We start from the raw sequence: 22,709 nt of genomic DNA, 5'->3' as shown, positions 1-22,709 counted from the left end.
GAGAGGTTGGCTAGTTGGCCCTCATTGAGTGCACGCCCAGGGCTACGGGATACCGGGCATTAGCACCGCCGATAGTCTGTCGCCTGAACTATCGCTCTACCCCACGCGCCCGCAACAAAGCTTTAGTTGACCGACCAGGCGCAATGGTCATTTCAGGAACGTCGACCATGCCTGGTGTTTGCGGTAGTACTGATCCTCCGCAGCATCCAGTCCGTTGTCCTTGTACCAGGGCAGATGCCTGCACGTGTACCGTCCACCGAAACGCACCGCAGCCAGATGAGTTTCGCGGCGGAAGTACCGCTTGTTGTAGACCGCAAAGGTCGTATCGATCGGCGCGCGAAAGATCGGGTCACCGTTGGCGCTCGCCGCGATCTGCTGTTGCCAGAAGCGTGCTTCCCAGTCGATCAGCCCATAGTTCTTCACGCCGTCCGACTGCATGATGGAGAGTGCTTTCTCGTCCATCAGCGCGGGTTGCGAGATGTCGAGAGCAAAGCCGGCCTTGCCGATTTTCAAAGCTTCCGTGGCGTCTATCAGGTCGAACAGGAAAGTATCGGGCAACTCGGGATTCAGTTCGAGATCGGGATCGGTAATGCAGAAAATGTCCGGCAGCCGGTGATAGATGACGTCTGAAAGCGTGAACGCGCGCGGCCCGACATTGTGGTCGAGCCGTGCGACGCTCACCGTATCCTGGATGCTGGCGAGGTAGTCGAGCATACCGGGGGCGCTCGATGCGTTGTCCACGACGATGAGATTGCGCAATCCTCTGCCTTGGAGCTGCGACACCATCCGGCGCAGATATGTGACGTTGTTAAAGGTCGGGATCAGAACCGGCACGTTGGCGATCAGGGCGCCGACTGGATGCCGGTATTGCCGGCTATCCGCCCTGAGCGCTGCCAGCTCGCTCGCTGGCTCACCCTGGTTGACCGGCGCGATGCGCTCGAGATCGCTCACGTATTGTGAGACTCGGCTCAGTTCCTGGCGGATGTTCCTGTCGTTCGGCAGCAGGGTATTGGCCTTGCGCAAAGGCTCCAGTGCCTCAAAGGGTTTCCCTTGCTGCCGTAGCGACGTCGCCAGCATGTGCCATGCCTTGCCGATTTCTGGCAAGAGCGTGGTGAACTGGCGGGCTACAGCTTCGGCCTCGGCAAACTGCTGCTTGTCGAGCAGGAGCGTGAGCGTATCGACGAATTCACCGGCCAGCGCGGCGCGCTGCTCGGGCGACAGGCCTGCTGGGCTGTCCCCGGCGGTGTGCGCATTGCTGACATGCGCCAGAACCTCGAAATGCTCAGGCTCCAGTCCGTCGCACCACCGCTGCCACATGGTGCGAAACGCGCGCGAGGCGGCGTTGGAGATCGCGCCGGCGTCGATCAGGACCGACTGTCTGCAGTACTCGCGCAGCTCGCCGCGCACTACCGCGAGCGCTTCGGGGTCGGCGGCCAGCGCGGCGCACTTGTGCACGAAGTCGTCCTTGTCCTGCGCAACGAAGGCTGAGTCGAGCCCGAGGTGCGAGAGCCACCCCGTGCTGCCGCGGCTCGCCATCGAAACGCCGGGCAGGGTCATGGTGGGCACGCCCATCCACAACGCTTGCATGGTCGTGGTCGAATTGCCGAAGGGCAACGTGTCGAGACAGACGTCGATCAGATTGTGCTGCTGCAGGTAAGTCGAGACATTCCCGCGCTGCAGAAAACTGATACGGCTCAAGTCGATCCCTTCGCTTGCGAACAGCCCGGTCAGCTTGTCCATCTGCTGCCGTGCCGTAATCGCGCCGACGACCATGCGCGAATCCGGTACCTCGCGCAGCACGCGTGCCCAGAGCGCCACGACTTCAGGCCCGATCTTGACGATGCGGCTGAAGCTGCCGAACGTGATGAAGCCGTTTCTCAGGGCAGGTAACTCGTTGACGTCCGGCGCTTGCGGGTGCGGCTTGAACGGCGCGAGCGCCGGCAGGAACACGAGCTTTTCCGAGAACTGGCGCTCGAATTGTTCGAGCGGCGTGACAAAACGGTCCGACAGGTAATAGTCGACGGCATCCAGCCCCGTCGTGGCCGGATTGCCGATCCAGCTCGCCTGGACCGGCGCCGGCTTGTGCGCGAAGGCCACGAGCCGGTTGCGGCCGGTATGGCCGGACAGGTCGATGAGGATATCGATGCCGTCGTCGCGGATCTTCTGCACGACTGCGTCGTCGCTCATGCCGAAGATTTCGCTCCACGTCTGCGCATGCGCACGAATCTGCTCGGTGAAGCCGTCGGTCACCGCGTAGTTCGAATAGATGTGCAGTGACAGACTTGAATCGAGCGCCAGATGCTCTAGCACCGACAGGAAGAAATACGCAACCGGGTGACCGAGCAGATCGCCGGAAACAAAACCGACTCGCAGGCGCCGCGACGGATCACGGTCATTGGTGTGCCGGGGCCGACGCGCACGCAGCGGCGCTTCGTGGCGCGCTGCAAACTCGCGGAACTCCGCGAATGCGCTGAGCGCATCGAGGTCCGGCTTGTGCATCAGGTTGAACAGCAGGTTGCTGTGGGTTATCGCCTGCATCGGTGCCAGTTTTAGCGCACGGCGGAAAGCGGTTTCGGCTTCGTCGTACAGACCATGCTTGAGTAGCGAGAGGGCAAACGCGTCGCACTCGATGGCGTCGTTCGGCGCCAGTTCCACGGCACGGCGGAGATGGACGATCCCCTCGGCGTACCGGCCCATCTCCTCTAAGGCGGTACCCAGGTTGCGATGTAGCGCGGCGCTTTCGGGATATTTTTCGAGCGCCTGCCGGCAATGCGCTTCGGCTTGCTGATACTGGCGGGTGGTAATCAGCCCGTCAGTCAGCATCGTCCGGGCGGCAATGAAGTTGGGCAGCAGGCGGGCGGCGTGCTCGGCTGCCTCGACGGACTCGTTGTAGCGGCCCGTGCGTTGCAGGACACGCCCAAGTTCGTACCAGCATTCGCCATGCGACGGATATTGATGCGTCAGGCGGCGGGACACATTCAGCGCCGCTTCGAATTTCCCGCTGTTGAAGAGATGCTGGAGCTGGCGCATCTCCTTGAGGCTTGCGCGGCGCGTATCGAGCTTCACGCGCTCGTCCGTATCGGATGCCGCAGCGGGGCGCGAGTCGCTCCCGCTCGCATCAGCCTTGGGAGCGGGAGCGGTCGCAGCCTCGGGCTCCGGCGTGGCCGGGAGTGGCGCTTCTTCCCCATTGATGCGCGCGTGCAGCATCTGGACGGCCGACTCGGGCAGGCCTTGATGCCGCGCGAGGTCGAGCACGACGCGCGCCGCCTCGGTCTGCTGGCTGGCGACGAGGGCGTTGATGTAGTAGACCCAGATCTGCCCATTTTTCGGCATCTGCCCAAGCGCCGCCTCGAAATGCGGCACTGCTTCGGAGGGCCGCCCCGTTTGCATGAGCAGCACGCCGAGGTGGTAGTGCGCGTCGGGGTGATCGCTCGCGGCCTCCAGGACGGAGGCATAGCGCGCGGCCGCCTCGTCATATTCCTGCTGGCGATGATGTTCGATCGCGCTCTGCATGGTGAGCGCGATGTCGTGATTCTGCTGCAATTTGGCAGCAGGTGTGGCGGTGCAGCCCGGAGAGAGGAAGGCGGTCATGACGAAGGCGCGCGTACGCGTCAAGAACTCGGAACGTTCGAATTATGGGCGGCGGCCAATTACGCCGATCGTCCGAGCTAGCGCCAAAACGGCCGCCAATTTGCCTTCGATGACGAGAGCTACACGAGAGACATCAAGCGAGAACTCGGCCTGAATGAAAGAAATGATGGGCCGCGAAAAGCTTTCTTGCCTGAGGTGACTGTGGAAACAGTCCACTCTCAGGGCAAAGAAGAGGAAAAGAAAAGCCCGCACAGGGCGGGCCAAGGTACGCGCTTGCGCCGCGACGGACGCAATGAACCGTTGCTCCCTCTTCAGTACCGCGCCATGTTCAGATACTGACCGGCATTGCGGCTCGCTTGCATGTTCGCCTGATACTCGGCGCCCAGCTCCTGCTGCGCGACATGCGCGGCTTCTACGATGCGGCTGTCGATCTCGTGGATCTCCTTGAGCCGCACGATGACCTCCTGCGGCTGGGGCGCGCCGAGCGCCGTCAGGAGGGGCGAGCGCTCGTCCGCGAGCTGCGCGGCCCGCTCCCACTCGCCAACAGCGACCGCCAGTTCGAGGTCTTTCGTTATCTGCCAGATGCGCTCGATCGGGGCGACGTTCTGCATGGCTCGCTCCTCGTCGCGCTCAGCTCTTGTTCGTGGCGAGCGCGCCTGCGCTGTTGGCGCCACCGAACAGTTGCGTGAGGTATTGCGAGTTGTTGTTCATCGTTGCCATCAGCGAGTTGAGTGCTGTGAACTGCGCGGTATACATACTGGTGAGCTGAGCCTGCCACGCTGTAAGCGTCGTCTGCTGGTTCGAGAGGCTAGTCAGGTCGGCGTTGATCGCGTCCGTACGGTTTTGAATGATGCCGCCGGACGAGGTGTAGTTTGTGATGCTGTCGTCCAGTTGCGCGGCGATGCCGTTGGTCGAATTGAACAGCGAGGCTACAACCGACTGGTTGTTCTGCAACGCATTGCTGAGCGTCGTGTTGTCCACCGACAGCGTGCCGTCCGCCTGGAGCGTAATGCCGATCGCGGCAAGCGTCGTCTGCGAGGTGCCGCTGCCCACGCCGCCGCTCACGATCTTGGCGAGCTGGTTCTGGATCGTGCTCAACGTGGAATCGCCGATTAGCACGCCCTGCGACGTCGAGTTCGCGTTGTACGCCGTCAGCGCCCCCATCGTCGTGACGAGCGTGTTGTAGAGGCTGACGAAATTGTTGATCGCCGAGGACTCCGCGCTGGTGTTCTGCGCGATCGTGAGCGTCTGCGTGGTGCCGACCGCCGCTGCCGTGAGGTTCAGCGTCACGCCGGACACGGCCGTCGTCACGGAGTTCGAGGAGCTGGTTACGCCCACGCCGCCGAGCGTGAAGTACGCGTTCTGGGCGGCCTGCGTCTGGGTCCAGCCTGTGCCGGTAATGGCCGACTGGCTGGGGTTGTAGGTCTGCGGGTTGCCGTTGCTATCGAGAACCGGGTTGCCACTGCTATCCAGAACTTGAGCGGTGAGGTCGCTCGCGCTGGAGATCGCCTTGCCGTTGGTGGTCGTCACCGCGAGCTTGTTCAGGCCGTCGGTCGAGCTCGAATCGTTGATCGCGATGCTGATGCCGCTCGACGCGCCGGTCGAGGTCGATTGCAGCACGAGATGCGCGCCGTCCGCGCCGGTCACCACGGTCGCGACCACGCCGGGATTGTCGTTGGCCGAATTGATCGCCGATGCAATGCCGGCAATCGTGCTGTTCGAGCTATTCAGGGAAATCGTGCTGGTCTTGCCGTTGACCGTCAGGGCCATCGTGGCCGCGCCGGAAGCCAGGTTTTTGGTCGAGCTGTAGCCCGCCGAGGTGAGCACTTGCGACGTGGCGACCTGCGCCACATTGAGCGAGTACGAACCTGCCACCGCGCCCGTGCTGGCCGTGGCCGTAACGCCGCTGCCGCTCAAGGTGGACGAGAACGAGTTGAGCGTCGCACCGTCGCTGAGCGGCTCGGCGGCGGCCTGCAACGCGGACAGTGCCGCGGAGAGCGTGCCGTAGGCCGAGATCAGCGTGTTGTCCGCAGTCTGCTCGGCAGCGATGGTCGCGGACTGGCCGGCGGTCTTCGAGTTGACGAGCGCGGTGACGAGCGAACTTGTGTCCATCGACGAATTGGTCGAGCCGCTAATGATCGACTGGGCGGCTGCCTGCACCGTGGCGTTGGCGTCGGCTGTCGTGGTGGCGACTGCACTCGCGATCGCGCTGGTGGTGGATCCGGTTACGGTGGAGGTAGATCCGGTTACGGTGGACATGAGGAGGCTCCGTGCGTCGGCAATGCCGGTTAAAGCGATTTAACAAGCGGGGTAACGCGGGAAAAGACAATCGGGAGGCAAGCCTCCCGACGGGTTTGCGTCCGGCGCGCATCGAGCCGCGCGCCGGCTGCCTGCAGCGGGAAGCGCCTTACTGGAGGAGCTTCAGGATCTGCTGCGGCTGCGAGTTCGCTTGTGCCAGCACCGAGATACCGGCTTGTTGCAGAACCTGTGCCTTGCTCAGGTTAGCCGTTTCTTCTGCGAAGTTGGCGTCCTGGATCGACGATTGTGCGGTCGACAGGTCGGTCGACTGAGCTTGCTGCGTCGTGCCGATTGCGCTGAAGCGGTTTTGTGCCGCGCCGAGCGTTGCTTGCAGGTTGTTGACAGCGCTCAGCGCGTTGTCGATGGTCAGCATTGCTGCCGAAGCGCCGTCCTTGGTCGAGATGTCGATCTGCGAAACCGTGTTCGACTGGCTCAGCTTGTCGATGGTCGCGCCCATTGCGTCTGTAGTCTTGCCCGCAGCATCGAGATTCGGGTTATCGCCGGCCGCTTGACTCGCGGTCGCGATAGCGCCCGTTACCGCTTCGACTTCGGTCGCCATAGTCGCACCGGTGTCGCCAGTCAGCGTGGTGTTGCCGTTGCTGTCCGTACCAACAGTACCGCTGGTGAAGACTGCGCTAGCAACAGCGTTAGTCAAGGCCTTACCGTTCTGGTCCGTGAGCGTGAAGCCGCCCTTACCGTCGGCAATCACGTTGATCTGCGAGACAGTAGCGTTCTCGCTGCCGTTCGTCTTAAGCGTCCACGTCTGCGAAGCATCACCTGCTGCAGCCGGAAGCGCGGCGCCACCGGTCACTTCGGCCGCGGGGGCATTCGAGAAGGCCGTGATCGTCGAAGCATCGGTGATGGCGTTACCGTTTTGGTCCGTGTACGAGACCGAATTCGTAGCGTTGTCCCACGAAGCCGTGACCGACGTGATACCCGCAGCCGCCGCCGCAGCGCCGTTGCTATCCAGCGAGACCGAGAACGAGCCGAGCGTGTTGCCCGCTGCCGGAACGCCGCCGCCAATCGAAGCAGCGGACATCGACTGCGAGAGATTCAGCGAGATCGACTGACCGACGTTTGCGCCGACCTGGAACGATACGTTGCCCAACGAGCCGTCGAGGACGTTCATGCCGTTGTACGTCGTTTGCGACGCGATACGGTTGATTTCCGAGACTTGCTGGTTCACTTCCTGTTGAAGTGCAGCACGGTCGTTGTCGGTCATCGAACCGTTAGCTGCTTGCGTAGCAAGCTGGCGGATACGCTGGAGCGACGAAGTCAGCGACGACAGACCCGACGATGCCGTTTGCACCATCGAAGTACCATCGTTCGAATTCGACACACCCTGGTTCAGACCGTTGATCTGGGTCTGCATGATGTTCGAGATCGCAAGACCTGCTGCGTCGTCTGCTGCGCTGTTGATGCGCTTGCCCGACGACAGACGCGTGATCGCTTGCGACAGTGCGCTACCCGAGCCGGTCAGGTTTTGTTGCGCGATGAGCGAGTTGGTGTTGGTGTTGATTCCGAGCATTGAGATTCTCCTGATGGGGCTATCGGCCCAGTAACGGCAGCGGGTTCGTTGGCCTGCCGCCTTGTTTGTGATTACGACCCCACCTGGAAAAACTTTAGCGACTTGTTGATACGCCCCTGCAGCCCTTTTCGCGCCAGCGCGTCGCGGGGATGCACTATTTAAGATTGGGAACCTGGGCTCCGTCCTTCGGGTTTCTGCGGTTTGAGGCCCGCGGGTGTCGATGACCTTCTTCGCTTCGAAATGCTGATGTGCCCCAATCGCGCTTGATATGCACGCGGCCTTACGACTTCGAAAGACAAAGCCCGCGCAGCGCGTCATCGGTCGAATTGAACCGCGCTGCCCGCTCAATTCGGGCCGCCACCGCGCGTGCGCATGCCTTAAGCTGCGAATCCACCGCCCCGCCAGGACCACCGTGACCGCTACGAGCCCACTTGCCCCCACGCACCCGCACATTCTGAGCGCGGCCACTGCCCTCAGCGCCAGCGGGCAGTTCGCCGACGCACTGGCGCTGCTAGCACCGCTCGTCGGCGCGAAGGCCACGCCCGAGGACACGAAGCACGCCGATGCGCTCAACCTCGCAGCCATGTGCGCCGCAGGTGCCGGCCAGCCCGCACAGGCGCAAGCTTTTTGGCTGCGCTGCATTCAAGCAAAGCCGGATTTCGCCGACGCGTATCTGGGCCTCGGAGCGATGCTCGCGATCCTCAACCAGCTTGCCGAAGCGGAGGCGGTTTACGGGCGGCTTGCCGCGATACGCCCCGATGACGCCGATCTCCACAGCAATCGCGGGATCGTGCTGCACCGTCTCGGACGACACGACGCGGCCGAGGCTTCGTACCGCGTGGCGCTCGCACATCGCCCGGATCACGCCGACGCAAACTACAACCTCGGCATCGTGCTTCACGAACAGGGCCGCCTCGATGAAGCGGAGGCGGCCTATCGCACAGCGCTCGCCGTGAATCCGCAATTTGCCAAGGCGAACAACAACCTCGGCAATCTATTGCACGAACGCGGCCGAATCGAAGAGGCTGAAGAAGCGTATCGGCAGGCACTGCTTGCGCACCCGCAATACCCCGAGGCACTGAACAACCTGGGGGCCCTTTACAGAGCGCGCGGCCAGCTCCGCGAAGCCGAGCTGGCCTGCCGCCTCGCACTTCAGATCCGCCCGGCCTACGCGGATGCGCTGAATAATCTCGGTTGTGTGCTGACCGAACTCAAGCGTCTGCCCGAGGCGGAAAACGCGTACCGGCAGACGCTAGCGTTGCGCCCCTCCTTCGCCGAAGCGCATTACAACCTCGGCTGCGTCCTGCACGCACTGGACCAACTGGTCGATGCCGAATGCGCGTATCGCGAGGCGCTTCGGCTCGCGCCGAACCGAGTCGAAGCGGCCAATAACCTGGGTTGCACGCTGCTTGCGCAAGCGCGCCTGCCCGAGGCTCTCGCGGCGTTTCGCCACGCGCTCACATTGCGCGCCGACATCGCCGAAACACACTTCAACATCGGCAGCATCGTGAAAGAGCTCGGCGACCCGGAGCAAGCCGAAGCCGCCTACCGCCGCGCGCTCGCGCTGCGCCCCGACTACGGCGACGCGAAGTTCCGTCTCGCCACGCTGCTCATCGGCATGGGCCGCTTCGAAGAAGGCTTTCTCCTCTACGAATGCCGCTACGAGATGGCTGGGTTCGCGCATCACGCCACGCAGTCGATGCTGAGGTGTCCGCGCTGGCGAGGCGAGCCGCTCGCCGGCAAATCACTCCTCGTTTGGCAGGAGGATGGACTCGGCGACATGCTGCAGTTCGGGCGTTATCTGCGCCTGTTGAAGGCTCAGGGCGCCGCGCACGTCGCGTTTGCCTGTATGGCACCGCTACAACGCCTGTTCGCCGATGTCGATGGAGTCGACGCGGTGCTCAGTCATGACGAAGCCTCGGCGCGCGCCGGCGATTTCGATTGCTGGATCAGCGCGCTCAGCGCACCGCTGTATCTGGGCACGACGCTCGACACGATTCCGCCTCCCCTGCGCATCACCCTGGCCCCGTCGCGCGTCGAGCATTGGCGCGCGCGCCTTGCTGTGCTGGGCGCGGGACACCGGGTGGGTCTCGTCTGGAAGGGCAACCCGAAACACCACAACGACGTGCACCGTTCGCTACCGTTGCTCAACACACTGGCGCCGCTCTGGAGCCTGCCGGGCGTGAAGTTCGTGAGCCTGCAAAAGGGCGCGGGCGAAGACGAAGCGCTGTCGTTTCCTGCGAGCCTCCCGATCCTGGCTCTCGGCGCAGATCTCGAAGACTTCACCGACACGGCTGCGGTCATCTCGCAACTCGATCTGCTGATCTGTGTGGACACTTCGACAGCACATCTGGCAGCCTCGCTCGGCAAACCATGCTGGGTGCTCTTGCCGGCACGCGACGTGGACTGGCGGTGGATGCACGGCCGTGACGACTCGCCGTGGTATCCCAATACGGTTCGCCTGTTCAGGCGAGGGCTGGATGAACCGTGGCCCGCAGTCGCGGAGCGCGTGCGACAGGCCTGCGCTGCGTGGTTCGGCGCGTGACATCAACGCCGCGCTTGCGCTGAAGTGAGGCTAGTCACACATGCTGCGAAACACCACGGCAGCGATCATAGGCGCGCAGAGCACGAGCAGCCCCAAGGCATCGGGCAGGCGAACCAGGCGGTGTCGCAGATGGGCCAGATGACGCAGCGGAACGCGGCGGCGGCCAGTTCGTTGCACGACCATGCCGGTCAACTGGTTCAGCAGGCCTCGGATTTCAGGGTGGCTTGAAGCGGCTTCCGGGTTCGCGCAGAAAGTTTTCCGGTCGTCGGTGTTGCTGGGGCGTGATGAGACCGGCAACTGATGCTGGAAGCACGCCATGTTGGAGCGCAAGACGTTGGTTCTGACGCCACGACAAAAAACTAAAGGCCCTAGGCTATCGCCAAAGGGCCTTGTTTTATCGGGTTTTGTGTCGTTACGCCACTGATGTCGCGAAGTACACCCTGCCGGTGTCGTTTGCGGAGTTTATCGACCAGATTTCAGGGGAATACGGCCGCTTCAGAAGGCCGTTTTAGAGGGCCGTGCACCCTACCGACGTCGCACATCTATCTCAGTGCACTCCACAGGTGTCGCACCTGGCATCTCTCTCAAAGCCCGGTCGGACAAGGCTAAGCAGCGGTAGCCGGCCAATTTTCTTGCGCCGAGGCGCCGAAACTGCAGCCCTGGCCACGCCGTCGCGCACTCAGACACGCCTCTATATATGATGCGATGCACTTTATATCTCGTCGTTCTCAGCCAAGCGGGTCTTCCAAGCTAGCAAATCGCAGATTTACTGTATATATATGCGCCTTCACTTAGTCGTCAATCCTAGCGAGGCCCTCGAGCAACGTGACCGTTTTGCGAGCATTGTCCAAGGCGCCCTTAATTCCATCCGCCGAGCTTGAGTTTGCCATCAGGAATTCGGCGAGCTGCGACAGGCAGTCATTTAAGAGGCGCGTGGGTGCCCCGAGTTTTTCGGCCTCGTATCGCGATAGCGACGACTTGGCGACCCCATGGACGGCGGCAAACTCAGCTTGAGTGCTTTTGCCGCGTGCCCACCGAATCAGTTCGCCTTGCGTTCGGGGTGGAAACATTCGAGTATTGGTGCTGTTATTGCATCAGGTTGCTATAATAGCATCGTCAAATCGGCGTGAAGTCTATACTTCGTTTCGAGACTTTTTGAGGTTCCTGATGGCACGTTCCGACCAAGTAAAGGCACTACTGCGCGCATATGCTGGTGACAGCCACGAGCATTTCTACGCGGTCGCCATGCAGATGGCCGCAGACGAAGCGCATCGTGGCCACACAAAGTTGGCGGCAGAGCTGCGTGACCTCGTCGATGCTGCGAAGGCAGGAAAGAAGCCCGGGCTGTCCACAGTACGGAGCAAAGGCGTGCAACGTCCGACTCCGTTGGCTCAGCCGAAGGGTGAACTGTCTGAACTGCTTACGGTTCAGTACCCGCACGAGCATCTGCAGCACATGGTCCTGTCGGACTCAGTTCGCAGGAACCTTGACCGGGTTCTGCGCGAACAGCGCCATCACGAGCAGCTACGCGTTCATGGCCTGAGCCCCCGACGCAAACTCCTGCTCGTTGGGCCGCCTGGAACCGGGAAGACGATGACCGCTGCCGCCCTCGCCGGCGAGTTGCGGCTTCCGCTATTCACTGCGCGATTCGACAGCCTGATAACTAAATTTATGGGCGAAAGTGCTTCCAAGCTCCGGCTGGTGTTCGAAGCACTGAAATCGACGCGCGGAGTCTATTTCTTCGATGAGTTCGATTCGTTAGGCCTGCAGCGAGGCAGCCAGCACGACGTCGCCGAGATGCGGCGTACGTTGAACATGTTCTTACAGCTGATTGAGCAGGACACGTCGGAGAGCTTGCTGATAGCGGCGACGAATCACGGCAAAGACCTCGATAGAGCACTCTTCCGTCGCTTTGACGATGTAATCCAATATGAGGCGCCGGACGAACGCCAGATTGAAGCCCTTCTGCGGAACAGCCTTGGGACGTTTGCAACCTCAAATATCGACTTTCGCGGCCTGGCGGGCATCGGTCACGGTGAGTCTCATGCTGACATTGTCAAGGCATGCCTTGATGCGTTGAAAGACGCAATCATGGAAGGTGAAGACACGGTAAGCGAAGCGAGCGTGGCGCGCCACCTGGAAGAACGTACACAAGGACGCGATTTGCGCACGTAAAAATCAGTAAGAGTTGCTGTAGACTCTCAAGGCAATAAAACGAAATCTTGAACTTGAGAGAATGGCAGACGAACTTAAGAGTCACCTGCCCGTAAGCGGGCACGTGACAATGCTTGAATTTCGCTCACCGCTTTCAGTACAACGCGAGCGAGCGCCACAAAGAGACCGGGGAACCCACGGACGCCGTCTGCTAGGCCAGCTCGGGGCGCTCAATGACAGCATCGCTGACCTTGAAAAGGCTCGCCAGGAACTGGGGCTTCCAGAAAGGCGCGGGATGTCTATCTCTCTCGAGTTCAAACCCCGTGGCGCCTACGACTATACCGGCGTTGAGTGGAAACGAGAGGGTATCGAACTGCTTACCGTTCATGCCCACGAAGACCACGATGTCGTCGTGCTACACGTTCCCGACGGCAAATTGTCGGCATTCGTAAAGCGCGTCTCAGAGTACATCTCGCAAAATAACCGCGCCGGTACCGCACCGAAGAATGCATCGCTGGTAAATGCAATTGAGAACATCCGGCGCACCGCCTTCTCGGAATTGTGGAGTGATTCGGCAACGCCGCCGGAAGACAGGCAGCCTCATTGGTTTCAAATCTGGTTGCGGCACACCTCCGGAAAGATTGACGACCTGGTCACAAGCTTCATCGAGCATGCAAAGAAAGTCGGCATCGACGTCGAACCCGGCTACGTCCGCTTCCCGGGGCGGCTGGTAGTCGCTGCTTGCGGAACTCGCGCGGCGCTTGAGCAGACCATCGAATTGCTCGATATGGTCGCGGAAATCAGGTTTGTCGAACCGAGCGCCGAGTTCTATCTGAGCGACCTGACGCCGGAAGAACGCGCGGATTGGGTCAACGACCTGCTCGGCCGCACTACCTTCACCGTCGGCGGGGTGCCGCACGTATGCATTTTGGATACAGGCGTGAACTACGGCCATCCACTGCTCGACTTCGTCCTCGACGAAGTCGATGCTCATACCTATGACCCGGCTTGGGGAGTTCATGACCATGCTGGCCATGGGAGCGAAATGGCTGGAATCGCCATCTACGGCGACCTGACGGCAGCTCTGAATGGCGAGCACGAAATTGAAATCCCTCATCGACTCGAGTCGGTCAAGATACTTCCGCCAGACGGAGCCACGCCGCCGAAGCTATGGGGCGCTGTCACAACTGAATCAGTCAGTCGGGTCGAAGTTGGTGACCCCGACCGTGACCGGCTGTTCGCCATGATGACAACGTCCGTCGGCCATCTGGAGGGCAATCCGTCGGAATGGTCCGCTACGGTTGACCAACTCGCTTACGGACGGCCGCCGCTCGATATCACGTCAATAGACGACGAGCCTGACGACACACCTTGGGTTCCGCGGTTGTTCGTGCTGTCGGCAGGGAACGTGCAATGGGCCGAGTGGACCGGGTATCCAAACGTGAATGCCAACAGCCCGGTGCAGAATCCGGGACAGGCATGGAATGCGCTCACCGTGGGCGCTGCGACCAACCTCGTCCAAATCGATAGCGCCAAGCACAAGGGATTGAAGGCTATCGCTGAGAAGGGACATCTTTCGCCGGCGTCCACCACGTCAGTTTTATGGGCCAGATCCCCATGGCCATTCAAACCAGACGTAGTTGCGGAAGGCGGTAACGGCTCGCTGGAGCGTGGAGCTTTCGTCACTGTCGGGCCCGAGTCTCTCCGCGTACTCACGACATCCAGCGACGCGACCGGAGAACTCCTTTGCTCGTCGGGCGATACCAGCGCGGCCGCAGCCGATGTTGCACGCATCTGCGCGCATATCAAAGCGCGGTACCCGGACTACTGGCCAGAAACTATCCGTGGGTTGGTCGCTCATGGCGCGGAGCATACCGCTGCAATGCGCGCCACGCTTCCCGAAGTGCCGCGCCGACAGGAGAAGGAACAGCTGCTCCGTACTTTCGGCTACGGCCTGGCGACGCAAGAGCAATCCGAGTTCTCGACAGCTCATCGACCGACGCTTGTCGTTCAGCGAGAGTTCAACCCTTATCGCAAAGGTGACGATGGTGGAATCGTCCTCGGTGAAATGCAATTGCACGACCTTCCGTGGCCCACCGACGAACTCCACCGTCTTGGCCCGGCGCAGGTCGAGATGCGCGTGACCCTCTCCTATTTCGTCGAACCCAATCCGAGTTCGCGGGGCTGGCAAAGCAAATTCCGCTACCAGTCCTACGCGCTGCGCTTTGCGGTAAAGGGGGCTACAGAGGACGACGACGAGTTCATGCGCCGAATCAATAAGCTGGAACGGAATCCAGAAGAAGACGCGGACTACGGCGACCCGGAAATCGCACAGTGGAAGTACGGCGCGCAACTTCGTGCTCGAGGCTCGTTGCATTCGGACGTCTGGACGGGCACGGCAGCTCAGCTCGCATCAAAAGCGCAGATTGCGGTGTTTCCGGTAGGCGGATGGTGGAAAGACTGGAAGGAGCTGAAGCAGTGGAATTCGACAGCGCGCTACGCTTTGCTGGTGTCGCTTCGCGTCGCGGATACAGTGGAGACTGACATCTACGCGCCGATTGCCACGATTATCGAGCAAGAAGTTCAAATCGATATCGACGCGGGTGACCTCTAACGCAGCTTTGGGCCGTAGATGCACGGTGTTTCTGCGCGCGTTGGCAGTATCGGACGCGGTTGATGCAGCTCGCATATATCGGCGATTTCCCGGTGGACAAATCCTTGCCGAAGGTACAGTTCCATGGCCATAGACCTTTTTGCACACACTGGGAAGCCGGACTCCGAGCTTCCTCCGCAATTCCTGAGCGTGCGGGATATGCCTGGCTATGCTCCAGCGCGTAATCGAATTCGCGAGTTGCAGCAGGAATTTTCCGACCCGGACGGCAACTTCGTTGAGCAGTTCCAGACTTTCGGATTTGACGCACGCACCTTCGAGTTCTTTCTGGCGGTGATGCTTGAACACGTCGGTCACAAAGTCGACAGCAGCTATGACCGCCCCGACTTTCTCGTCACCAAAGATGGACTAACCGCTGCAGTCGAAGCCGTTACCGCGAATCCGCCACCCAGTGAGGTAATTCAACCCTTTGTGCAGCCCCGGTTTTCGATCGGACGGTTATGTCTGGACTATTCTCGACGCCGCCACTGTTCCGCCAAATGGCGCATACGGTGGGGTTTCCGACGTCGTCCAAAATGAAAAAAGGCCCTCGGCATTTGCCTTAGGGCCTTGATTTATCCAGGTTTCATCGACCTAGCATCACTTCGAATTTTGGTGCGCCCGGCTGGGATCGAACCAGCAACCCCTGCCTTCGGAGAGCGTGAAAAGGTGTTTTTGGGGGTGCGCGGGTGTTTTTTACACCCTTTAAAATCAATGACTTAGTTCCACAGCGTTCGTCTGTGTATTTTGCTGTTCGGCGCGAGGTTTGCCCTAGTTTTGCCCTAGCCTATACTTTTGCCTTCTTCGCAGGGGATAGAGCATGGGGCAGAGATTCAAAATCGACCGCGAATTCATGCGGGCAATCAAGGCGAACGGCAAGTATCAGGAGTTCGTGGATTCGGTAGAGCGCGGATTCGTCGTCAAGGTGACGCCCGCCGGGAGTGTCGCCTACACGATCCGATGGACGAAACCGGACGGGCGGCAGGGGCGGCGCGTTATCGGCTACTGGCCCGGCGAGGAGCCCAAGCCGATGCGCGACCGGGCGAAGGTTGAGTTGCGCGACGTGGACAAGCGCGGCGACACCACGGCGGACGTGCTGGAGCGCCGCCGCCGCCGGGTGGAGGCCGAGAAAGTCATTGGCACGCCGACACTGGCGGCCTTCATAGGCGACCGATACGGCGATTGGCTGGCAGCCAACACTCGGGGCAGCGCCGCGACGCTCGCGCGCCTACGTGCGTCATTCGCTCACCTGCTCGACAAGCCGTTGGGCGACTTCAACGCGTGGATCATTGAGAAATGGCGGTCCGCCCGCCTCAAGGCCGGAGCGAGCGCGGCCACGGTCAACCGCGACCTTTCGGCGCTGCGCGGCCTGTTCTCCCGTGCCGTGGAGTGGGGCGTGATCGCGGAGCATCCGTTGGCCACGGTCAAGGCGTTGCAGGCTCCGAGCGGCAAGGTGCGTTGGCTGTCGGACGACGAGGAAACCCGGCTCCGCGCGGCGCTCGACGCACGGGAGGAGCGCGAACGCGGCGGACGTGAGAGCGCGAACGCATGGCGCGCGGCGCGAGGCTATGAGCTGATGCCGGAGCTTCGCGGTGCGGCGTTCGTGGACTACCTCAAGCCCGCCGTGCTGCTTTCGATCAATACCGGACTTCGGCAAGGCGAACTGCTCAAACTCGACTGGCAACACGTCAACCTTGAACGCGCGATTCTGACCGTAATCGACACGTCCGCGAAGTCAGGGAAGCAACGACACATTCCGCTCAACGATGAGGCGCTAGCGACGCTCAAGGCGTGGCACGCGCAGCAGACAGAACACGGGATTGTTTTCGCGAGTGCGTCCGGCGGCGTGCGCGTGGACGTAAAAACTGCATGGAAAAAGCTGCTGGCGGACGCCAAGATTGCGAATTTCCGATGGCACGACATGCGCCACCACTTCGCATCGCGGCTCGTGATGGCAGGGGTGGACCTCAACACCGTGCGTGAGTTGCTGGGCCATGCCGACCTTACGATGACGCTGCGTTACGCGCACCTTGCGCCAGAGCACTTGTCGGCGGCTGTCGCGAAGCTAAACCGGACGCCGGGCGATGGCACGGCCAATGCGAACACGGAGAGGCAGGCATAACAGGCGGAGGATTCTAGCTACGCGCCCTCACTCTTCACGCCCCGCATAATCGAGTTATCCAAACGGATGCTTGCAAACACGATTGACTAAGGGGCCGTGACAATGAAACCGACGTACACCGTTAATGAATTCCTTGAAGCGCACGGCAGAATCTCGCGCACTTTTTTTTATAAGCTCCTCAAGGAGGGCAAAGGCCCGCGTCTGATGAAGATCGGAGGCCGCACCCTTATCAGCCAGGAGGCCGCTGCGGACTGGCGGCGCGAGATTGAGGCGAAAACGAACGCCGCCGCGCCCCAAATGGTGGGGGCCTAATGGTGGGGGCGCATATGGAGAGCACAAAAACAAAAGCCGTGGCCCCCTGCAAGGTATCCACGGCTTCGCAAAACGACCACGACGCGAAGTTTACCGCACTTAGCCTCACGGAGTCACGCGGCGAGCAGCGCGTTGATAGCCGCGTGATCGCAAGCCAACTCGGAAACGACCACAAGAGTTTGCGAGAGCTGATCGTGGACCACGGCCCGCACTTTGAGCGCTTCGGAATTCTTCGGTTTGAAACCGCAGAAATACGCGGGCGCGGGCAACCCGAACGATTCGCGCTTCTCACCGAGGATCAGTCTTATTTCCTCCTGACGCTCGTGCGCAACAGTGATCGCGTGGTGGAGCTAAAGGCGCGCTTGGTTGCCGCGTTTCGTGACGCCCGCGACCGCGCGCGCCCCGCGCCGCTCAATCTGACCGACCCGGCCACGCTGCTATCGCTGCTGCAAACGCACGCCAGTCAGTCGCTCCAACTCCAACAACAGGTTGCAGTGCTCGAACCAAAGGCGCAAGCCCTTGATAGGCTTGGCTCCGCCGAGGGCTCCATGTGCATTACGGACGCCGCCAAGAGCCTCAAGATTCAGCCGAAATCCCTGTTTGACTGGTTGGCGAAGCACGAATGGATTTACCGCCGTGGAGCGACGTGGACCGCCTATCAACCGGCGATCATACGCGGCGTGCTTGAACACAAGGTAGCGACGATTCAGCGCGGCGACGGAACCGAGAAGGCCGCCACGCAGGTTCGTGTGACTGCGAAGGGTTTGGCCGTGCTCGCGAAGCATATGGCGGAGGCCGCTTGATCCAGTCCTGCAAAAACACGTTGCATCCGGAAGGCCGCCGGACTTACACTGCAAGTCCAGTCGAAACAACGGCTGGCGGGCGTGGAACCCCGAACAATCGAAGCGCACAGCCGCGCCGAGCGGCTTTTTTGTGCGTGTCGCCTTCGTGCGCCTCTTTCTATGGGCGGGCCTTGGCGGGGACGGCGCAAGCCGTGCCGGTTTCTTCGGTTGCCGGTGTTCCAACCCTGCTTAGTGCCCGCTCACCCCGTTTGGAACCGGGAAGCGGGCGGAACCAATAAACCGAAGGAGGCCGCACAATGCGCCTTATGTCCGCTCGTCCTGAGCAAAACCAATCCCCTATCGAACTGGCCAATAGCGCCCTTCGCGCTGCTGCGCTCGCTCCTAGCGTCTTTGACGCGCTCGACATGCTGGCGGACGCGCTCCAAGCGCTCGCCGAGTTGGCCGCGTTTCAACCGGCGGAGCGCGTGCACCATGTTTAAACGCAACGAACCCGGCCTTAGCGCCGACGACGTGGCAACGATGCTCGCTTATGCGGAATCAAGCTTCGCTGCGCTCGCGGCCATGAATTTCGCAATCTCCGAACTGGCAGACCGCCCCGAACTGGCCCGCGACCTTGCGCGCACGGCGCACGACATGGCCGAGGAACTGGCGGAGAGCTTCGGTGAGTACAAACGGGAATACGACGCCGCGCGCGCCGCCGAATGTGAGGCTGAAACGGCATGAGCGCAAAGGCCGAATATTGGCTTGAGGAGCAAGCCGTGGGCGGCTCGAACGCAAAGCACGTGCTACGCGTGCTCGCGGCGCTCGCGAACGGCTCCTATACCACGTGGGCAACAATGGAAACGCTCATGACACGCACGGAGATTGCAAACGAAAGGACTGTGCGCAAGGCGCGGGACGTGGCGATTGAAGCCGGGTTTCTCGTAAAGACCGATAAGACGGTTGGGGGCTCCGCGCGTATCCCCGTGTATCAAATGCTCTGCCCGGTTGGCGCTAAGTCCGTGTTTAACGCGGACGGGACGATTGCGAGCCGACCGCCGACGCTGGCGGAGTATTTGCAAGCTGGTGGCGCGCGTGCATCCACGGACGCCCACGACGACGAGCAAGAAAGCGCGACCGAAACCGACCATGACTCTGGCTCTGTGGATAACTCTGAAACAGTCCCGCTTTCGGATGGATGCGGATTATCCGCCCCGGCAAAACTGCTCCCCCACAACGGGCAAAATTGCTCCCCCACCCCCGGCAATATTGCCCCCCCTAGCCACGGCAATATTGCCCCCCAAGATAGAAGTAGAGAAACCTTAGAAAAACGGGAGATAGAGTACGGCGGCTCCGCCGCTCGCTCGCCTTCGGCTCCCGTATCCGAAACTACCTGCGAGTTTTCATTGAGCGAACGGGAAAGCGTTACGCGATTGGTGAAGTTCGGAGCGGCGCAGGAGGACGCGGAGGGGATGGTGGCAAACCGCAAAGGTCAGTACGTGACCATTCGGGACGTGCAAGGCATCGCATGTGAGGCGCACGCCGCTGGAATCACTCTGGCGCTGGCGGTGGAGTGGGCGGCGCGCAATGGCAAGTCCACATTCACCCGCGCGGCATACGCAGCAAAAGGCGGCTTGCAGGGGGGCGGTGAGCCGGAGCCGGAGTCTAGCGCGAGCGCCGACGAGTTGGACGTGAACGAGTTGGACGTGATTGAGAGCTTGGCCGGTGGATGGAACCCGGCGATGCACGCGACAACGACGCACGGAGGATGCACAAATGTCCATTGACGAAAGGAGGCTTGACTATGCGTTGGGCGAGGCGAGGAGGCTTTTTTATCGGTGGCGAAGCCGATACGGGAATCACGCTACAACGCGATTCGAGCGCGGCCAAATGTGTGAGGACGGACAGGATATCGGCGTCAAGTTAGCGGTCGAGGAGTGGGCCGTGGCGTTCTGCGACGTGGGCATACGGGACGTTGATGCTATTGCAGACCGCGCCGAGGCAGAAAACCCAAAATGGCCGCCGACACTCCCGCAATTCCTCGCGGCGGCGCGCGCAGTGCCTGCCGCCAAGGTTGCGCTGCGCGCTACGGAGCAGCGGATTGAATGCACCCCGGCTACGCGCGAGTCAGAATTCGAGGCTATCAGGGCAATCCTGAAAGCGGCGGCAATCCCAAAGCGGAGGCCGGGACGCCCCAAAAAGGAGAATCCGGGGCAAGGGAGCTTGCTGGCGGGATCGCCGGAGGTTCGGGGGTAAGCAGGTACAGGCAGGATCGTGGCAAGGCCACCACGGGGCCCATATAGGGTCAGCCCCTCTATAAAAACACCATAAGGATCGAGTAATGCAAGAGAGCATCCAAGGAAAGGACGTGAGCGTAACGGGTAACGCAACGGTGATCCGTGGAGTGACAGTCTAGAAAAACACGGGGAAGTATCACTACCTGCTGGTAGTGAATCGCCCGATTCAGGGGCTACGCGGCCCCCCGAAGCGCACCCCTCATAATCCTCATCAGCGCATACGAATCCAAGCGAACACTTCGGATGCTGGGGGGTGTTCTTCGGAGCGTGTTTTATCGGAGCGTTGCGCCGCCCGCACGTCGAATCTGTGCGGGCAACCTTTCGAGGCGGTGCGCAACTCGCTATCTCTACCGCGTTTAAACGAATTGAATTTAGGAGTATTAAGTTTATGGGTCACCACACGAACATCGCATCATCGGCAATCCGCAACGCATTGGCCGCTCAGGCCGCATACGCCAAGACTGGCGAAATCCAACGCGGCGCGTTTGCCGTGCGTGCGGATGCTGGCGTGAATGGCGTAAAGGCCGCCATCGAAGGTATGAACACCGCTTTCGCAGGCTTCAAGGCCTCACAAGAGGCGAAGGTGGACGGCCTTGCATTGGAAGTCGCGGACATTAGCGCGGCAATCGACAAGATGGCGATTCAGATGGCGGGCGGCCTTGGCAACCCCAAGGCAATGGGTACGGACACGGACGAGGTGCAATCCGTCCACGCATCGACCGGCCTGCGTGGCTCGCAAATCGGCGCGTTCTATCGCAAGCGCGCTCAAGCATCGGCGCGCGGCGCGTTCAACCCGGCGGCCAGTATTGGTATCGCTGAATTCATTCGCGGCGCTGCTGGTATGTCGGTTGGCGACGGCGTGCGCGCCGCCCTGTCGGAAGGCGTGGGCACGGATGGCGGCTATGCGGTGCCGGACGTCATCATGCCGACGATTCTGGACGCGATGGTGAGCGCATCGGCGGTGTTGGCCGCTGGCGCTAGCATCCTGCCACTTGGCGCTGCAAAGAGCGTGAGCCTTGCCGCTGTTGACCAACTGCCGACGCCTGCATGGCGAAACGAGAATGACCCGCTGGCAACCGGCGGCCCAACGTTCCGCAAGGTGGAGGCCACGCCGCGCTCGCTCGCAATCGTGGTTCCGATCAGCCGTGAATTGTTGGCCGATGCCGTGGATATGGACCGCGCCGTGCGACAAGCGCTCGCGGCGGCGTTCGCCAAGGCGTTCGATCGCGCCGCGCTGGTTGGCTCAGGTACGGCTCCCGAGCCGTTGGGCCTGTATGGCATGACGAACGTGCAGAAGATCAATCAAACCGGCTCCGCGTTCAAGCATTCCGACATGCTGGCCGCGTATCAAGCGCAACTCGACGCGGACGCGCCCGCGCCTACGTCTATCATCATGGCCCCGCGCACGCTGACCGGCCTTGCTGGTTTGGTCGATACGCTCGGCCAACCGCTCAACGCTCCGGCTCTGCTGGATGGCGTGGTGCGCCGTCCGTCCACTGGCGTTCCAACCAACCTTGGCGCTGGCGCTAACGAGTCGCTGGCGTTCATCGGAAATTTTTCAACTGTCCAATTCGTGATGCGAGAAAACTTCAATGTTCGCCTGCTGCCGGAGCTGCCGGGTTCTAACGGTCAACTCGCGTTCATCGCTCACGCCCGTTTCGACGTGGTGGCGAACTACCCGCAAGCAATCACGGTGATTGAAGGCGTGATCTCGTAAGGCCGATCGGCGGCGCGCTGTCTGCCGGTGATGCACCGGCACGGCGGCGCGCTGCCAATGGGTTGGTATGGGTGAGCGGACGCGGGCGGCGTGTAGCGCGTTTTGGTGCGTGGATTGGTGAAAACCCGGTATCAATAGACACGGCATATGGCAACAGTACGGCGATAGGCTATCGGGGCCGGGGGGAGTGATAAGTTTTTCGACCCCCGGCCCCTCGGACCGACCGTTCCCGCACGCGCAGAAAATTTTTCCTTTTCAAGATTTTGTTAAAGCCTTTAACAATCATGAAAAGCGGCGCAAAGCACGATCCGGAGTAGCGTTGAGCGGACAAGGGGCACTTGAAACCTGTTAATGCGCCCGCCCGAAATGTTAATGGTCGGCGCAACAGAGCTCTTGATACCAGGCTGCGGAAACAAAAAAGCCGCCCCATCGGCGGCTTTTTGACGGCTGCTCTAGAAGTCAGAAGCAGACCGACGGGCGGGACAGCATCTGAAGCCGCCCCTCAAACTGATACTGAACGGATACACCATCAACGACGCTTGGCAAGTCTTTACGGATTGACGAGCAAGACTCCGGAAGGCTGGCAACTATGTAGTCCTCGCCGGCAACGGTGCGAGTGGATAAGGTGACGCTATTTCTTGCGAAGGCCGGTAGTTGCTGAAGCAGATCGTCCGCAACCTTATCCAGCTCTTCATACGATAAAGTCGTCATCG

At 61.2% G+C, this 22,709-nt stretch carries 18 protein-coding genes; 12 read left to right on the top strand and 6 right to left on the bottom strand.

The features are described 5' to 3' along the window. Positions 1-147 precede the first annotated feature (147 nt). The 4 genes from OKW30_RS19015 to OKW30_RS19000 form a co-directional block, all read right to left on the bottom strand. On the bottom strand, positions 148-3,591 hold the full coding sequence (locus tag OKW30_RS19015) for a tetratricopeptide repeat protein (RefSeq protein WP_429347368.1): 3,444 nt from the start codon (positions 3,589-3,591) through the stop codon (positions 148-150). Positions 3,592-3,902: 311 nt separating this feature from the next. Then, on the bottom strand, positions 3,903-4,202 hold the full coding sequence (locus OKW30_RS19010) for a flagellar protein FliT (RefSeq protein WP_429347367.1): 300 nt from the start codon (positions 4,200-4,202) through the stop codon (positions 3,903-3,905). A 19-nt stretch (positions 4,203-4,221) separates the two neighbouring features. After that, complete coding sequence (gene fliD / locus OKW30_RS19005) at positions 4,222-5,850, bottom strand: flagellar filament capping protein FliD (protein ID WP_429347366.1); 1,629 nt, start codon at positions 5,848-5,850, stop codon at positions 4,222-4,224. A 148-nt stretch (positions 5,851-5,998) separates the two neighbouring features. Continuing rightward, entirely contained in the window at positions 5,999-7,417 is a 1,419-nt protein-coding gene (locus tag OKW30_RS19000; protein ID WP_184069948.1) for a flagellin, read from the bottom strand. Positions 7,418-7,829: 412 nt separating this feature from the next. On the opposite strand from OKW30_RS19000, the gene OKW30_RS18995 reads away from it, so the two are divergent. After that, positions 7,830-9,962 carry a tetratricopeptide repeat protein gene (locus OKW30_RS18995; protein WP_311540094.1) on the top strand — a complete coding sequence of 711 codons (2,133 nt, stop codon included), beginning with the start codon at positions 7,830-7,832 and terminating at the stop codon, positions 9,960-9,962. A 30-nt stretch (positions 9,963-9,992) separates the two neighbouring features. Here the strand turns inward: OKW30_RS18995 and OKW30_RS18990 are convergent, their stop codons facing one another. Beyond that, positions 9,993-10,292: a hypothetical protein gene (locus OKW30_RS18990; protein ID WP_184069815.1), complete on the bottom strand. Its 300-nt coding sequence runs from the start codon at positions 10,290-10,292 to the stop codon at positions 9,993-9,995. An 837-nt stretch (positions 10,293-11,129) separates the two neighbouring features. Between OKW30_RS18990 and OKW30_RS18985 the strand changes: the two genes are divergently transcribed. The 11 genes from OKW30_RS18985 (at position 11,130) to OKW30_RS18935 (ending at position 21,996) form a co-directional block, all read left to right on the top strand. Continuing rightward, the gene (locus tag OKW30_RS18985) at positions 11,130-12,137 is read left to right on the top strand and encodes an AAA family ATPase (protein ID WP_429347365.1); all 1,008 of its coding nucleotides are present in this window, start codon (positions 11,130-11,132) and stop codon (positions 12,135-12,137) included. 274 nt (positions 12,138-12,411) lie between these two features. After that, positions 12,412-14,730, top strand: a complete 2,319-nt coding sequence (locus tag OKW30_RS18980) for a S8 family peptidase (protein ID WP_429347364.1) — start codon at positions 12,412-12,414, stop codon at positions 14,728-14,730. A gap of 123 nt (positions 14,731-14,853) precedes the next feature. Beyond that, positions 14,854-15,306 (top strand): hypothetical protein, encoded by a 453-nt coding sequence (locus OKW30_RS18975; RefSeq protein WP_184069821.1) that lies wholly within the window; start codon positions 14,854-14,856, stop codon positions 15,304-15,306. Between the two features lie 280 nt (positions 15,307-15,586). Beyond that, a complete protein-coding gene (locus OKW30_RS18970; RefSeq protein WP_429347363.1) occupies positions 15,587-16,888 on the top strand; it encodes a tyrosine-type recombinase/integrase in 1,302 nt (433 codons plus the stop codon). Positions 16,889-16,990: 102 nt separating this feature from the next. Continuing rightward, complete coding sequence (locus tag OKW30_RS18965) at positions 16,991-17,200, top strand: hypothetical protein (RefSeq protein ID WP_429347362.1); 210 nt, start codon at positions 16,991-16,993, stop codon at positions 17,198-17,200. Between the two features lie 14 nt (positions 17,201-17,214). After that, positions 17,215-18,003, top strand: coding sequence for a phage antirepressor KilAC domain-containing protein (locus OKW30_RS18960; RefSeq protein ID WP_429347361.1), 789 nt, complete (start codon positions 17,215-17,217; stop codon positions 18,001-18,003). Between the two features lie 296 nt (positions 18,004-18,299). Then, positions 18,300-18,482, top strand: a complete 183-nt coding sequence (locus OKW30_RS18955; protein ID WP_429347360.1) for a hypothetical protein — start codon at positions 18,300-18,302, stop codon at positions 18,480-18,482. Further along, the gene (locus OKW30_RS18950; protein ID WP_429347359.1) at positions 18,475-18,726 is read left to right on the top strand and encodes a hypothetical protein; all 252 of its coding nucleotides are present in this window, start codon (positions 18,475-18,477) and stop codon (positions 18,724-18,726) included. Before OKW30_RS18955 ends, OKW30_RS18950 begins: the two co-directional genes overlap by 8 nt. Beyond that, on the top strand, positions 18,723-19,769 hold the full coding sequence (locus OKW30_RS18945) for a hypothetical protein (protein WP_429347358.1): 1,047 nt from the start codon (positions 18,723-18,725) through the stop codon (positions 19,767-19,769). Before OKW30_RS18950 ends, OKW30_RS18945 begins: the two co-directional genes overlap by 4 nt. Further along, positions 19,759-20,238, top strand: coding sequence for a hypothetical protein (locus OKW30_RS18940; protein ID WP_429347357.1), 480 nt, complete (start codon positions 19,759-19,761; stop codon positions 20,236-20,238). Before OKW30_RS18945 ends, OKW30_RS18940 begins: the two co-directional genes overlap by 11 nt. Before the next feature lie 429 nt (positions 20,239-20,667). After that, a complete protein-coding gene (locus tag OKW30_RS18935) occupies positions 20,668-21,996 on the top strand; it encodes a phage major capsid protein (RefSeq protein ID WP_429347356.1) in 1,329 nt (442 codons plus the stop codon). A 459-nt stretch (positions 21,997-22,455) separates the two neighbouring features. Here OKW30_RS18935 and OKW30_RS18930 read toward each other — a convergent pair whose 3' ends face one another. Next, positions 22,456-22,707: a hypothetical protein gene (locus OKW30_RS18930; RefSeq protein ID WP_429347355.1), complete on the bottom strand. Its 252-nt coding sequence runs from the start codon at positions 22,705-22,707 to the stop codon at positions 22,456-22,458. Positions 22,708-22,709 lie beyond the last annotated feature (2 nt).

The sequence above is a fragment of the Paraburkholderia sp. Clong3 genome (genome assembly GCF_050436485.1).
In the GTDB taxonomy this organism is placed as follows: domain Bacteria; phylum Pseudomonadota; class Gammaproteobacteria; order Burkholderiales; family Burkholderiaceae; genus Paraburkholderia; species Paraburkholderia tuberum.
Note: the sequence above shows the minus strand (reverse complement) of the source record. Positions and strands in the feature narration are given on the sequence as shown.